The following is a 13,788-nucleotide window of genomic DNA, read 5'->3' as shown; positions in this document are numbered from 1 at the left end:
GGACGAGCGCTTCGGCCAAGCTGGAACACCCCTCATCCGTCTCGGCGCTGCGCGCCGATCCACCTTCTCCCACAACAAGGGGAGAAGGAGGAGCTACGCCGGCAGCGCCCGTCTTTCCTTCGCCGCCCTTGCACCCGCATCCCTCGGGTGCGGCCCGATCGGCATGATCGCCGGAAACGGCGTTGCGCCGAAGGCAAAGGTCCATTTGTAGCCGACCAACTGATCCTCGGGCGTGGTGTGCTGGTCGTGATGCGCAAGCAGCCTGGCGCGTTCGGCGAGGTCCTCGGCTTCGCGGCGCAGCATCTCCGCGGTTTGCGGCCGCATGCGCCTGGAAAAGCTGATGAAGGTCGCGCCCTCTTCCATATGGCCGAGCGCCCAGCCGACGAAGTTCTTGTTGGTCATCTCGAAATGCGGCTTCAGCGGCCCCTCGAAATCCCACTGGATCGGCGTGTCGACCAGCAGCCTCGCCGACAGGCCGCGCCCCAGCGCCACAAGGCCCAGCTCCTCGAGGTCGCGCAGATAGAGGAACATCGAGGCCTCGCTCAGACCTTGCGAGCGCATGATGCCTTCGGCCGTGAATTTCTCCGACAGCATGATGAAGACGAAGAGCAGCGCCGGCCGCGCCGCCAAGCGGCGCTCGATCTCGGGCGAGACGCGGTTGGCGGGACCCGGCCCGCGATTCATCGCGCCGAGCACGTTCTCCAGCTCGACATCGGCCGCTGCGCAGATCTCCATCAGCCGGTCGAGCTTGCAGTTTCGCTCATGGAAGATGCGCTTCACCGTCGGCTCGGAAACACCCATGCGCTCGGCCAGCGTCCGGTAGGTCAGGCCCTTGGCCTTCAGCGTCCGTTTCAGCGCCTCGAAGATCGGCCCGTTCATGGAATGCACCTCATTCGCGCGAATTCGTATCGGTTTTTGATACTAGCGTCGATCCATCTTTCCGAAAAGTATCGAAAAATCTAGCTCTCCCCCATCACCACAGGAGAGCATCATGAAGACCTTCATAGCTTCGACCGTCATCGCCGTCGCCGGCATAGCGGCGGCTCCGGCCGCGCAGGCCGGCGAGCTCTGGCGCGCCACCGGTTTCGAGCAGCCGGAATCGGCGCTTGTCGATGCCGCCCATAACCGCATCGTCGTCTCGAACATCGTCGGCAATCCCGGYGCGGCGGACGGCAATGGCTACCTGTCGCTCCTGTCGATGGACGGCAAGATCATCGCCCGCCACTGGGTAGACGGCATGGACGCGCCCAAGGGCATGGCAATTTCCGAAGATAGGCTCTACGCCGCCGACATCACCAAGGTCCGCGTCGTCGATCTTGCCAGCGGCAGACTGGTCGAGACCATCGATGTGCCCGGCGCGGTGTTCCTCAACGATATGACTGAGGACAGCGCGGGCAAGGTCTATGTCAGCGACATGCTGGCCGACACGATCTACCGCATCGACGGCGACAGGCCGGAGCCGTTCGTCAAGGATGCGCTGCTCGCCTCGCCCAACGGCGTGTTCGCCGATGGCGACAGGCTGATCGTCGCCTCCTGGGGCGCGGGCATCAACAAGACCGATTTCAGCACCGCCAAACCTGGCGGCCTGCTGTCGGTCGATCTTGCCACGAAGAAGGTCACGCCGCTGCCGGGCGCTCAAAACTTCGCCGACCTCGACGGCGTCATCGCCATGGGCGAAACCATCTACGCCACCGCCTACATGACCGGCACGCTCTACAGCTACAAGCCCGGCGGCGCGCCGACGGCCGTGGCGCAGTTCAAGCCGGGCAGCGCCGATATAGGCACGGATGGTGAAAAGATCTTCGTGCCGCTGATGGGCGAAGGGGAGGTCGTGGCGCTGACGCTGGATTGAGCCAGGCCGAAGTGAATAGCGCCGCGATCCTTCACACCCCCCTCTGCCCTGCCGGGCATCTCCCCCGCAAGGGGGGAGATTGGCAGTTTCGCCGACGGCACCCTTTTACGACGTTKGCGATTGGCGAAAGCCTACGCGACATTTGATCTCCCCCCTTGCGGGGGAGATGTCCGGCAGGACAGAGGGGGTGCTGTCCCGCCAGCGTCTCGGATCTCGGCACTGCAGCGGCAAGGCGAAATTTGTCGCCGCCCCCGATCGCGCTTGGACCGTCACATCGGCGGCGCTGCCATCTGGTTGCGCCGTCCGCACCGGGATATCCGGCCGCAATGAGCGAAGCCGCGAAGACACCAAACCTGACCGGCGCCCCGACGATCCCCGTGCTCATATGCGCGCTGGCGATCTTCCTGCTGTCCGGGATGGACGCGGCCATGAAGTCGCTCGCCATCGCGGTCGGCGTCTACAACACGCTGTTGTGGCGGAGCGTGGTTGCCACCTTGGTCGCGGGCGCGGCATGGTCGGCGGGGTCACGTTCGAAGCCCGCCCTTCCGGTGCTGGGCCTGCATGCGCTGCGGGCCGGGATCGTCGGCGTCGTCCTGGTCTTGTTCTTCTGGGGCCTGGCCAGGCTGCCGATCGCCGAGGCGATCGGGTTGAGCTTCGTCGCGCCGCTGTTTGCGCTTTTCCTCGCCGCATTGCTGCTGGGCGAACGCATAAGGCGGYAGGCGGTCTGGGCGTCGCTGGCCGGCATGGCGGGCGTCGCGATCATCCTGGCCGGCCAGTTCGGGGCGGCAAGCCATWCGCAGGATGCCCTGCTCGGCAYGGCCGCGGTGCTCGTATCGACAGTGTTCTATGCCTACAATCTGATCCTCTCCCGGCAACAGGCGCTGCTGGCCAGGCCGGTCGAGATCATGCTGTTCCAGAACCTCTTCGTCGCGATCATCCTCGGCCTCGCAGCACCGTGGCTCGCGATCGCGCTGCCGAGCGATCTCTGGCTTCCCTTGGCCGGGGTGGCGCTGCTTTCGCTCGCCGGACAATTCCTGATGAGCTGGTCCTATGCGCGTGCCGAAGCGCAATATCTGATCCCGACCGAATACTCGGCCTTCATCTGGGCGATCGCGCTTGGCTGGTTCTTCTTCGGCGAGAAGGTGGCCTGGACCACGCTGGCGGGGGCAGGCCTTATCGTCGCCGGATGCCTGATCGCCGCGCGCGCCAATCCAAAGCTTGCTGAACCGATCGAAGCGGCGATGTGAGTGACGCCGCTCAGAGCAATTCCAGGAAAAGCGTGAGCGGTTTTCCGTCCGGAATTGCGTAAAAACAACCAGATAGGGCGTTTCACCGTTTCCGTGAAACGGCGAAAACGCTCTAGCCTTGCGGGTTCTGCGCCGGGGTTGCCTTGAGGCGCACGCCCCTGCCGCCGCGCTCGCTGGCCTGGTTCTCGCCGATCAACTCGACACCCGCCTCGTCGAGCGCCTGGATGACCTTCATCAGGGTGTCGACCACGCCCCGGACGACGCCGCCGCTCGCTTCCATGCGCTGGATCGTCGGCAGCGAGACCCCGGCGCGCTCGGCGAGCGTCTTCTGGTCGATGCCTGTCAACGCCCGCGCGGCGCGCATCTGTGCGGCAGTGATCATCGGCCAGAACCTGTCCCTGAATCCACGAAAGATGTGTATTGTAGATATTACAATGCCTCAAGCATCATTTTATACGCTTTTGCCATCACCTAGTCGCTGTCGGCCACCACTTTGCGCCGTTGCAGCAAGCGCGCCGCAAGCCAGCACAGCATGGCCCAGGCAAAGCCCGCGCACCAGCCGGCAAGCACGTCGGAGGGCCAGTGCACGCCGAGATAGACGCGGCTGGTGCCGACCAGCACGGTGGTGAGCACGGCGAGGCCGAGCACGAAGATCTTCGTCCTGYGGTCCGGCAGGAAGCGCGCGGCCAATGAGCCAAGCGTCAGATAGGTCACGGCCGAGAGCATCGCGTGGCCGCTTKGGAAGGACAGCGACGTCTCGTTGACGAGATGCGAAACGAGGTCGGGCCGCGGCCGGTCGACCTCGAACTTGAGCAGGYTGGAGAGCACTTGCCCGCCCGCCACCGCCGCGAACATGAACAGCGCCGTCGTAGGTCTGCGGATCAAGAGGAGATAGACGATGGTCGCGGTCGTGATGAGCACCAGCACGACGGTGCTGCCGAGCGCGGTGACGTCGCRCACCGCGCCTTCCAGCCAGGACGGGCCGATCGGACTATCCGGCTGCCCGGCATGCCGGAAGGCGAGCAGGATTTCCGTGTCGAAGGCGTGCGGGGTCGTGGCGCGGRCCAGCTCGATCAGTTCCACCAGGCCCCATAGCCCGCCCGCAATCACCAGCCCGGCCAGCAGCACCGGAAATTCCAACTTGTTGAGCAGCGCGTTGGCGATCGGTTTCATGCGAGCCTTTGATCCCGCTACAGCCGCTGCATATAGGGCCCGAGCGTGATCAGGGCGACGGCGGCGATCGCCAGCACCATGCCGGTCGCCTGCAAGGCATTGAGCCGTTCGCCGAAGAAAGCGAGCGCCACGACATTGACCGCGACAAGCTGGATCACCGCCGACAGGCTGAACGACACCGACATGCCGAATTCGCGCACCAGCCTCAGCATGACCAGATTGCCGGCCGTATAGAGCGCCAACGTCAAAAGCAGCTTGGCGAGGCTCGGCGCCAACCCCCATTGCTTGGCCGCCATCGCCGCCAGCACGAACATCACGGTCGAAATGCAGAGCTGCGCCAGTCCCCAGAAACTCACTTGCCATCCCCTTTTGGAAGCGCCGTTCGCCACGCCGGCCGCAGCCCTTGTTTCCGAAGCGGACGAGGCCGTCAAGCTGGCGGTGTGGGGACAAGGGCGAAGGCTGCGRCAAGCCCCCTTCTCCCGAGCAACTGGTCTTTGACTATAGCGTGCATGGCAGCTTGGCGCATGCATTGTCCAATGGAGCGCTCGTCGACCCCCACTCCGTCTCGGCTTCGCCGAGCCACCTCTCCCCCGATCGACGGGGTAGAGGAAAGRCTCCCTTCCTTTCCCTCCGGAGGGGGGAAAGGTGGCGCTGCGAAGCAGCGACGGATTGGGGGAACCACGTGGCAATCGAGCGGCGGCCCGATCAGTCACGCCACTAACAGAAGATGTGTGCATAGTTGGCCACGGTACGAGGAGAAAGGGGCCGACATCGACGGCTTCGCCAACCGCCGAGGGCTATGCCGAAGCGATGTCACGAAAATGTGATCGGCGCGCTTTAGGGGTCGAAAGGTCAAATCCCAGCCACCTCAAGAAGCCAGAGGAACACCATGACCGCGACCCCTGAGACCCGTTTCCGCAGCAGCCAGCTCGAGGACAATGACGGCCCGCCCGTCAACCCGACCGACAACCGCACAATGGGTGAGATCATCGCCGCGCGCTTCTCGCGCCGTGGTTTTCTCATGGGTTCGCTGGCCGTCTCGGCCATCGCCGCCACCGTCAGCCCGCTGGCGCTGATCGCCGCCGACGAGGCGCGCGCCGCCGAGGCTTCGGCCTTCAAGTTCGACGAGCTCGAGGCCGGCATCGACGACAAGCACCATGTCGCGCCGGGCTACGATGCCGACGTGCTGCTGCCCTGGGGCGATCCGCTGTTTGCCGATTCACCCGAGTTCGATCCGCTGAAGCAGTCGGCTGAGGCCCAGGCCAGGCAGTTCGGCTACAACAACGACTATGTCGGCTATATCCCGATCGACGGCTCCGCCGAACATGGCCTTTTGGTCGTCAACCACGAATACACCAACCCGCATCTGATGTTCCCGGGCATCGTTTCGATCGTCGAGAAGGACGGCAAGAAGGCCGCCGAGGTGGCGCCGCTCTCGAAGGAGCAGGTCGATGTCGAGATGGCCGCGCATGGCGGCACCATCGTCGAGATCCGCAAGCAGGACGGCAAATGGCAGGTGGTGCGCGACGGCAAGCTCAACCGCCGCATCATGTCGACCACGGAGATGGCGCTCTCCGGCCCGGTTGCCGGTCACGACCGCGTCAAGACCAATGCCGATCCGTCCGGCGCCAAGGTCATCGGCACCCTCAACAATTGCGCCGGCGGCGTCACGCCCTGGGGCACCTATGTGATGGCCGAGGAAAACATCCACGGCTATTTCTCGGGCGAATTGCCCGAGGGCCACAAGGAAGCCGCCAACTACAAGCGCCTCGGCATCCCGGAAGGCGCCTATGAATGGGGCGCGCATTACGATCGCTTCAACCTCRCCAAGGAGCCGAACGAGCCGAACCGGTTCGGCTGGATCGTCGAGGTCGACGTCAACGATCCGGCTTCGGTGCCGAGGAAGCGCACCGCCATGGGCCGCTTCAAGCATGAGGGCGCAGAATCGATCGTCGCCAAGGACGGCCGCGTCGTCTTCTATCTCGGCGACGACGAGCGCTTCGACTATGTCTACAAATTCGTCACCGCCGGTAAGTTCAATGCCGATGACCGCGCGGCCAACATGAACCTGCTCGACGACGGCACGCTTCATGTGGCGAAGTTCGCCGAGGACGGTTCGGTCGAATGGATGCCGATCGTGTTCGGGCAAGGCCCGCTGACGGCGGAGAACGGCTTTGCGTCCCAGGCCGATGTGCTGATCGAGACGCGGCGCGCCGCCGACCTGCTCGGCGCGACCAAGATGGACCGGCCGGAGGACATCCAGCCCAATGCCGGCAACGGCAAGGTCTATGTCATGCTGACCAACAATTCCAAGCGCAAGGCCGATCAGGTCGACGCCRCCAACCCGCGCGCCGAGAATGCCTTCGGCCACATCATCGAGATCGTCGAGGACGGCGGCGACTTCGCTGGCACCAAGGGCAAGTGGGAAGTGCTGTTGAAATGCGGCGATCCTTCCGTTGCCGATGTCGGCGCCACCTTCTCGACCGCGACCACCGCGCATGGCTGGTTCGGCATGCCGGACAATTGCGCCGTCGATTCCGCCGGGCGCCTGTGGGTCGCCACCGACGGTCAGGGGCCGAAGGCAACCGGCCGCACGGACGGCCTCTGGGCGGTCGATACGGAAGGAGCGGCGCGGGCGACCTCAAAACTGTTCTTCCGCGTGCCGATCGGTGCCGAAATGTGCGGCCCGCTGTTTTCGCCTGACGACCAGACGGCTTTCGTCGCCGTCCAGCATCCGGGCGACGGCGGCGAGGACTGGGAAGGGTTCGGCCGCCCGTCCTATTACGAGGATCCCTCGACCCGCTGGCCGGACTTCAAGCCGGACATGCCGGTGCGGCCGTCGGTGGTTGCGATTACGAAGCAGGGCGGCGGCAAGATCGCGGTTTAGCCTGCGGACAAGGACTTGGCGTCGGGGATTGGCGGAGCCTCCCCGACCCCGCGTCTCATCCCGCCCGCTGAACCATCGCGATGTTCATCCCGCTGCGCAGCCGGAAGCCGATCGACTCGTAGAGCTTTATCGCCGCGRCATTGTTGGCAAAGGCGTGCAGATAAGGCACCTCGCCGCGCGCGACGATGYGGTTGGCCACAAACAGCGACAATAACCGGGCGAGACCGCCGCCGCGAAAATCCGGATGCGAGCAGACGCCGCTGAGTTCCGAATAGCCGGGCTGCTTCATGCGCTCGCCGGCCATCGCGGCCAGCCTGCCGTCGATCTTCACGCCCYAGAATTCGCCGAGGCTCAAGGCCTCCAGCGTGAACGGGCCAGGCTTCGTCAGCGAGGCAAGCGCAAGCATCTCGGCGGCGTCCTRCCGCGTCAGTTGCTCGATCCGATGGTCGGCGACCGTCCGCAAGCCTTGCCCGGCAATCATCTGCACGGCATCAGCGGTCATCGTCGCCACAAGCGCCGGCGGCAGGACAATGTTCTCGGCCTGAGCCAGGATGACGGTCTCGCCGGCGGAAACCAGCCTTCCGAGCGCGTGCAGGCTTTCCGAATCGTCCGTTGCCGTGGCGGCGAACGGGATGATCGAAGGCCGGTATCGGCGCGCGAGATCGCCACCCTCCGCGAAAGTCCGTTGCCGCGTCGTAAGCGCGCTCCACACAGGGCGGTCGAGAACATGTCTCACGGCGCGACCACCCTGGCGTTTTCGGCGCGGCGATGGAGCGGCGTCGCCGCCAGCCGGTCCTCTATTGCCGCAAGCTGGCCGRGCAGCGGCCCGGAAAGATCTGCGCACAAATCCGCCACGGCATTTTCGATGCCTGGCCAGATGTCGCGCTTCGCCTGGTCGACCAGCCGCCGGCCGTCGCGGCTCAGCGAAACGATCCTGCGCCGCTGGTCTTCTTCCGAGGGATTGACCTCGACAAGCCCCAGCTCGACAAGCAGCGCCACGCTGCGCGTCACGCCCGGTTGCGCGACACCCAAGGATTGCGCCAGCTCGCCGACCGGCAGCGGGCCCAGCCTGTCGAGCGCGGCGAGCAGCGGGTATTGGCTCGACTGGATGCGCATGTCCAGGCGGTCGAGCACGCGCTGYGTGTCGGCCTGCAATTGCTCGCCTATGCGCTTCATCCGGCTGCCGAGGCAGAGAAAGCCGAGGGATCGAAGAATGTCTTCCATGGTTGGCCCGCCATAAATCTATAACTTGATATATAACATTGCATGGAAATATCAAGCCGATCTTTTCGTCTCCGTCGCGGCAGCCGATGGGCGATAGCGGCGCTTTGCGACGTTTGCCCTTCATTCGCCGCCAATTGCACCCTATATCGCGCAGACGCGACGTGGCCGGCAGCGGTCGCCAGCGATTCGCGACCTGAGGGCGGCAGGTCATCACTTCTTGGCACGCGGAGCTCATGGCGCCCCTGCGCATCTATTTCGACAGGCTTCTCGACGCCGTGGCACCCAAGGTGCCGCGGCGCGAGTTGACGGATGACGAGCGCCTGGCGCTGGTGCGCCATTACGGTGATTTCTCGCTCGCCTATTCAACGRCCGTGCAACAGAAGCTGTCCTATTTCAGCGACGGCGACGGCTACATCGCCTTCGGCACCAAGATGAGCCGCCATTTCGCGCTGGGCGATCCGGTGGTCGATCCGGCGGATCGCGCGTTCTACATCAAGCGCTTCGTCGAAGCCRCCGGCGGACCATGGTTCGTCCAGATCGGCGCCGAGACGGCCAAGGTGCTCGCCGGCCTTGGCTACATGGTCAATCGCCTCGGCATCGACACCAGGCTGCTTTTGCCGGCACATGATTTTTCCGGCAAGCGCAACGAGACCGTGCGCTATTCCGAACGCTGGCTGACGAAGAAGGGTTTTGTCATCGCCGAGGACAGAGGCGACGGACTGCAAGAGGAGATCATCCAGCTTTCCGCCGACTGGCGCAAGGAGCGCATCATCAAGCGCTGGGAGATGGRCTTCCTCAACCGCCGCTTTTCCGAAGAGCTCGGCGCCGACATGCGCCGCTTCCTCCTGCACAGCCCCGAAGGCCGGCTTCTCGCCATCCTCGACTTCGACCCGCTGTTCCGGGACGGCAAGGTCATCGGCTACACCACATCCTTCAAGCGCAAGCAGGTCGATGCGACGCCGCACGCCGAGATCGGCCTGACCAAATTCGCCGTCGACCGTTTTCGCGAGGAAGGCATCTCCGAGGTGACGCTCGGCCTCTCGCCGCTGTTCGGCATCGAGCCCAGCGGCTTTGCCGAATCGGGCTTCTGGCGCGGCGCCTTCCAGYGCGCCTACAACTCGCCCTGGGTCAACCGCTCGCGCTTCAACCTGCAGGGCCAGGCAGCCTTCAAACGCCGCTTCCACGGGGTCGAGGAGCCGACCTATATCGCCTTCCGCAAAGGGACTTTCGCGGAGATGCTGGGGCTGCTGCGCCTGCTGAAGGCGATTTGAGCGGAGCTACCAAGAGAAGATCACTAGGCGCCGCGATCCTTCACACCCCCCTCTGTCCTGCCGGACATCTCCCCCGCAAGGGGGGAGATTGGCAGCTTCGGCGGCCGTGCTCTTCCTGCAACACCGGCGATTGGCGAAAGCGKGGCAACATCCGATCTCCCCCCTTGCGGGGGAGATGCCCGGCAGGGCAGAGGGGGGTGCTGTCCCGCCAGCATTTCGGATTTTCCTGGAACCACAGCGACGACGAGCGTCGGTCCCGTCAGTTCCTCAACCGATACCCGGTCCTGAAGATCCAGGCGACGATGGCGATGCAGATCRCCAAAAACACCAGCGTCATGCCGAGGCTGACGCCGACCGAGACGTCGGCCTTGCCGTAAAAACTCCAGCGGAACCCGCTGATCAGGTAGACGACCGGGTTGAACAGGGTGACCGTCTTCCAAATGCCGGGCAGCATGTGGATCGAATAGAAGCTGCCGCCGAGGAAGGTGAGCGGCGTGACGATCAGGAGCGGCACCAGCTGCAGCTGCTCGAAGGTCTTCGCCCAGATGCCGATGATGAAGCCGAACAGGCTGAAGGTCACCGCCGTCAGCACCAGGAAGGCGATCATCCAGAACGGGTGCTCGATCCTCAGCGGCACGAACAGCGCCGCGGTGGCGAGGATGATCAGGCCGAGCATGATCGACTTGGTCGCGGCACCGCCGACATAGGCGATGATGATCTCGAGATAAGAGACCGGCGCCGACAGAAGCTCATAGATCGAGCCAACGAATTTCGGGAAGTAGATGGCGAAGGAGGCGTTGGAGATCGACTGCGTCAACAGCGACAGCATCATCAGGCCCGGCACGATGAAGGCGCCATAGGCGATGCCGTCGATCTCGTTGATGCGCGAGCCGATGGCCGAGCCGAAGACGACGAAATAAAGCGAGGTCGAGATGACCGGCGAGATGATGCTCTGCAGCACCGTGCGGAAGGCGCGCGCCATCTCCACCCGGTAGATCGCCCATACTGCGCGAAAATTAGGGGCCGCACGAAAATTAGGGGCAGCGCGCAGGTTCATGGCTCTTGCCTCAGGAGATTGACGAAGATCTCTTCGAGCGAGCTGTTCTTGGTGTCGAGATCGCGGAACTGGATTCCGGCGGCCTCGAGGTCGCGGATCAGCGAAGCGACGCCCGGACGGTCGCTCTGGTTGTCATAGATGTAGGTRAGCTGGTTGCCGTCGGCGGACAGCTCCAATGCATAGCGGGAAAGCCCGTCCGGAACGGCCGACAGCGGCGCGCGCAGCTCCAGCGTCATCTGCTTGCGGCCGAGCTTGCGCATCAGCTCTGCCTTGCCTTCGACCAGGATGATCTCGCCCTTGTTGATGACGCCGACACGGTCGGCCATCGCCTCGGCTTCCTCGATGTAATGCGTGGYGAGGATGATGGTGACGCCGTCCTCGCGCAGGCGCCTGACCATCGCCCACATGTCCTGGCGCAGCTCGACGTCGACGCCGGCCGTCGGCTCGTCGAGGAACAAAACGCGCGGCTCGTGCGACAGCGCCTTGGCGATCATCAGCCGGCGTTTCATGCCGCCGGACAGCGTGATCGCCTTGGAATCCTTCTTGTCCCACAGCGAGAGGTCGCGCAGCACCTTCTCGACGAAGTCCTTGTTGGGCGCCTTGCCGAACAGGCCGCGGCTGTAGTTCACCGTCGCCCAGACGGTCTCGAAGGCGTCGATGGTCAGTTCCTGCGGCACCAGCCCGATCAGGCTGCGCGCCGCGCGGTAATCCCGGCCGATGTCGTGGCCATCCACCGTGACCGTGCCCGACGAGCGGTTGACGATGCCGCAAACGATCGAGATCAGCGTCGTCTTGCCGGCGCCGTTCGGCCCGAGCAGCGCGAATATCTCGCCGCGCTCGATGTCGAGATTGATTTCCTTCAGCGCCTTGAAGCCGGTGGCATAGGTTTTCGTGACACCGGAGATCGAGATGATGGATGACATGCTGAAATACGGCCGGCTGGAAAAGGTGATCTGATATAGGTCGGATGCCGCAAGGTGCAACCGTGAATCGCCGCCCTGCTGACAGTTCTGGACAGTGGAAGCCTGACTGAAGGTCCCGGTTGCAGCAGTGCAATCGCTTACGTCAGCGCCAGCCCCCTCTCCGTCTCGGCTTCGCCGAGCCACCTCTCCCCACTTTCGTGGGGCGAGGAAATATCAATCGCGAAGGGCGCGGCCTCGGAAAGCTTGGGTTCCTCGCCCCCGCCAAAGGCGGGGGAGAGGTGGCTCGGCGAAGCCGAGACGGAGAGGGGGAGCGCCCTATGCGATTATCCATCCCCTAGGCGCGCCAACCGCAAACGCCGGCGCTGCCCCTCATCCGCCCTTCGGGCACCTTCTCCCCGTTGAAACGGGGAGAAGGGACTCAAGCCGTCCAGAAGGCGATCTCCTGCGCCTTGGTCCCGAGCTCCGTCTTCAGCCATTGATCGTCGTCGTCGAGGTAGCTCCACGGCGTCTTGCCCTGGGCTCGCATCTCGCGGATGTAGGAGCGGTAGCGGTAGTGGCTGTAGACCGACATGGCATAGGTGGCATAGGCGGCGGCGAGCTTGCCGTGGCCGCGCACGATCACCAGGTTCTCGTCGTTCTTCTCGCTCGCCGGCGCCGAGAAATTGTGGCTGCCGGTCACCACCACGCAATCGGCTGAATGCGGGTCGGTCACCAGGATCTTCGAGTGCACGATGGCGTGGCCGATCTGCGACAGGAAGGTGCGGCGGTTAACCTCGGCGATCCACGGCCCGAGCGGCGCGTCGAGGCCTTGCGGCTGCGCCACCGCATAGCGGTCCGGCGTGAATTTGCGGTCGCTGCTCACCAGGTCGATGTCGAGGAAGTTCTGCTCGGTGCCGCCCTCGTCCGCGCTCAGCGTCGAGACCACGCCGCGCACATACATGCCCTTTTCCGGGCGCGCTGGCCGGCCAGCGTGTGCAGCCCCTGCTTGCCCGGCGTGAACATCAAAAACAGCACCGCCTGCTTGGCCGAGGTGATGACGTCGCGCAGCGCCGTCATGTCGGCGCCGTCCGAGGTGCGGGTAAACCACACGGTCGTCTTGGCGGTGCCGACCGTGAAGGTCTTCGGCGCATCGTTGTCCGCCATCAGCGCCGGCGTGAAGTTGGCCGGGTCGGTCTTCGGCGGCGAGGCGTCCCTGAGCAGGTCCCAATGCTTGCGGAAATGCGCCGCCACCGCCGCGTCCTCGATCAGCAGGCCGTTGTTGACCTGCGTGCAGAGGCCCRTCGTGCTCCAGTTGGTGCTGCCGGTCCACACCTTCTTCGGCTCGCCGTCTTCCGACACGACGACGAATTTGTTGTGGCCGAGGCCTTTCGATTTCAGCATCCGGTCGATGGTCGCGACGCCATGGTCGTTGAGGTTCTTACGCGCGTCCTTGTTGCCGTCGCCTTTTTTGTCGGAGCCGTTGGCGAGGATGAGATGGAGCCGCGGCCCGAGCCCGATCAGCGCCGTCTCCAGCGTCGCGTCGCCGAGCTCGTAGAGCGCGGCATGCAATTCGTCGCCGGCGCCTTGCGTCAGCCCGACCATGCGCAGGCCGAGATCGCCTTCCAGGAAAGCGCGGAATTTCGCGTCGCCATTGGTCTGCAGGCTCTTCTTGAAGGCCGCCGGCGAGAGCTTGTTCTTGGCCATGTAGCKGGCGACGAACTGCGACAGCACCAGCCCGCGGTTGAAGTAGCAGGAGAAACCGCCGCCGGCGTCGGTCGCAAGCGTCTTCCAGTCCGTCCAGTCGCTGGAAACGCCCTTGGTCAGCGGCTTGCCGGGACCTGCGCTCATCATCGCGGTGACCCGGTAGCGCACRACATTGCCGACATCGGCGGCATGGTCGGTCCAGTTGAAGCGCTGGAACGGCCAGACGTCCGACGGCCTGTGATCGCCGGATTTCGGCTTGTCCTTGGTGAAGCCGACGCGGTTCTCCACCGGCTCGATCTTCTCGCTCGCGCCGGYCTTGCGGCCGCGCTCGAGCAGGAAGCCGCGGCATCCGGCGATGAAGTCGCTGGGCGCCCAGGCGACGAAGGCGTCGTCGCCATTGGTGTAGACGGAAACCTTTATCGCGACGGCCATCTGTCGTTCCTCCCCATCTGTCGTTCCTCCCGATACGGC

Annotated in this window: 14 protein-coding genes; 4 read left to right on the top strand and 10 right to left on the bottom strand. The window is 64.5% G+C overall.

All coding sequences use genetic code 11. The features are described 5' to 3' along the window. Positions 1-93 precede the first annotated feature (93 nt). Positions 94-879 (bottom strand): helix-turn-helix transcriptional regulator, encoded by a 786-nt coding sequence (locus LCM4576_RS09070; protein ID WP_071031791.1) that lies wholly within the window; start codon positions 877-879, stop codon positions 94-96. Positions 880-991: 112 nt separating this feature from the next. On the opposite strand from LCM4576_RS09070, the gene LCM4576_RS09065 reads away from it, so the two are divergent. Beyond that, on the top strand, positions 992-1,852 hold the full coding sequence (locus tag LCM4576_RS09065) for an SMP-30/gluconolactonase/LRE family protein (RefSeq protein WP_071031790.1): 861 nt from the start codon (positions 992-994) through the stop codon (positions 1,850-1,852). Between the two features lie 326 nt (positions 1,853-2,178). After that, positions 2,179-3,099 (top strand): DMT family transporter, encoded by a 921-nt coding sequence (locus LCM4576_RS09060; protein WP_071031789.1) that lies wholly within the window; start codon positions 2,179-2,181, stop codon positions 3,097-3,099. Positions 3,100-3,211: 112 nt separating this feature from the next. Here the strand turns inward: LCM4576_RS09060 and LCM4576_RS09055 are convergent, their stop codons facing one another. The 3 genes from LCM4576_RS09055 to LCM4576_RS09045 form a co-directional block, all read right to left on the bottom strand. After that, complete coding sequence (locus LCM4576_RS09055; RefSeq protein WP_040984856.1) at positions 3,212-3,481, bottom strand: helix-turn-helix domain-containing protein; 270 nt, start codon at positions 3,479-3,481, stop codon at positions 3,212-3,214. Positions 3,482-3,570: 89 nt separating this feature from the next. Further along, positions 3,571-4,272 (bottom strand): phosphatase PAP2 family protein, encoded by a 702-nt coding sequence (locus LCM4576_RS09050; RefSeq protein WP_071031788.1) that lies wholly within the window; start codon positions 4,270-4,272, stop codon positions 3,571-3,573. Between the two features lie 17 nt (positions 4,273-4,289). After that, the gene (locus LCM4576_RS09045; protein ID WP_040984852.1) at positions 4,290-4,628 is read right to left on the bottom strand and encodes a hypothetical protein; all 339 of its coding nucleotides are present in this window, start codon (positions 4,626-4,628) and stop codon (positions 4,290-4,292) included. Positions 4,629-5,161: 533 nt separating this feature from the next. Here LCM4576_RS09045 and LCM4576_RS09040 point away from each other — a divergent pair. Further along, a complete protein-coding gene (locus LCM4576_RS09040; RefSeq protein WP_071031787.1) occupies positions 5,162-7,159 on the top strand; it encodes a PhoX family phosphatase in 1,998 nt (665 codons plus the stop codon). Positions 7,160-7,214: 55 nt separating this feature from the next. Here LCM4576_RS09040 and LCM4576_RS09035 read toward each other — a convergent pair whose 3' ends face one another. Next, on the bottom strand, positions 7,215-7,895 hold the full coding sequence (locus tag LCM4576_RS09035) for a GNAT family N-acetyltransferase (RefSeq protein WP_071031786.1): 681 nt from the start codon (positions 7,893-7,895) through the stop codon (positions 7,215-7,217). Continuing rightward, positions 7,892-8,383, bottom strand: a complete 492-nt coding sequence (locus LCM4576_RS09030) for a MarR family winged helix-turn-helix transcriptional regulator (protein ID WP_071031785.1) — start codon at positions 8,381-8,383, stop codon at positions 7,892-7,894. The genes LCM4576_RS09035 and LCM4576_RS09030 overlap by 4 nt, the downstream gene beginning before the upstream one ends. Before the next feature lie 233 nt (positions 8,384-8,616). On the opposite strand from LCM4576_RS09030, the gene LCM4576_RS09025 reads away from it, so the two are divergent. Continuing rightward, positions 8,617-9,654 carry a phosphatidylglycerol lysyltransferase domain-containing protein gene (locus tag LCM4576_RS09025; RefSeq protein WP_071031784.1) on the top strand — a complete coding sequence of 346 codons (1,038 nt, stop codon included), beginning with the start codon at positions 8,617-8,619 and terminating at the stop codon, positions 9,652-9,654. Between the two features lie 259 nt (positions 9,655-9,913). Here the strand turns inward: LCM4576_RS09025 and LCM4576_RS09020 are convergent, their stop codons facing one another. The 4 genes from LCM4576_RS09020 to LCM4576_RS09005 all read right to left on the bottom strand — a co-directional run bounded on the left by LCM4576_RS09020 (position 9,914) and on the right by LCM4576_RS09005 (position 13,749). Then, entirely contained in the window at positions 9,914-10,711 is a 798-nt protein-coding gene (locus LCM4576_RS09020) for an ABC transporter permease (RefSeq protein ID WP_071031783.1), read from the bottom strand. After that, positions 10,708-11,634 carry an ABC transporter ATP-binding protein gene (locus LCM4576_RS09015; protein ID WP_071031919.1) on the bottom strand — a complete coding sequence of 309 codons (927 nt, stop codon included), beginning with the start codon at positions 11,632-11,634 and terminating at the stop codon, positions 10,708-10,710. The genes LCM4576_RS09020 and LCM4576_RS09015 overlap by 4 nt, the downstream gene beginning before the upstream one ends. Positions 11,635-12,052: 418 nt before the next feature. Further along, positions 12,053-12,574, bottom strand: a complete 522-nt coding sequence (locus LCM4576_RS09010) for a phospholipase D-like domain-containing protein (RefSeq protein WP_071031782.1) — start codon at positions 12,572-12,574, stop codon at positions 12,053-12,055. Beyond that, positions 12,544-13,749: a phospholipase D-like domain-containing protein gene (locus LCM4576_RS09005; protein ID WP_071031781.1), complete on the bottom strand. Its 1,206-nt coding sequence runs from the start codon at positions 13,747-13,749 to the stop codon at positions 12,544-12,546. The genes LCM4576_RS09010 and LCM4576_RS09005 overlap by 31 nt, the downstream gene beginning before the upstream one ends. Positions 13,750-13,788 lie beyond the last annotated feature (39 nt).

The organism is Mesorhizobium sp. LCM 4576 (assembly GCF_001854815.1).
Lineage (GTDB): Bacteria > Pseudomonadota > Alphaproteobacteria > Rhizobiales > Rhizobiaceae > Mesorhizobium > Mesorhizobium plurifarium.
The sequence above is the reverse complement of the archived record's forward strand: the minus strand, read 5'-3'. Positions and strand labels throughout refer to the sequence as shown.

What these genes read in the sequence shown, in the direction of transcription:
- LCM4576_RS09070 (WP_071031791.1), bottom strand. Translation starts at nt 879, where the DNA reads ATGAACGGGCCGATCTTCGAGGCGCTGAAACGGACGCTGAAGGCCAAG.
- LCM4576_RS09055 (WP_040984856.1), bottom strand. Translation starts at nt 3,481, where the DNA reads ATGATCACTGCCGCACAGATGCGCGCCGCGCGGGCGTTGACAGGCATC.
- LCM4576_RS09010 (WP_071031782.1), bottom strand. Translation starts at nt 12,574, where the DNA reads ATGTATGTGCGCGGCGTGGTCTCGACGCTGAGCGCGGACGAGGGCGGC.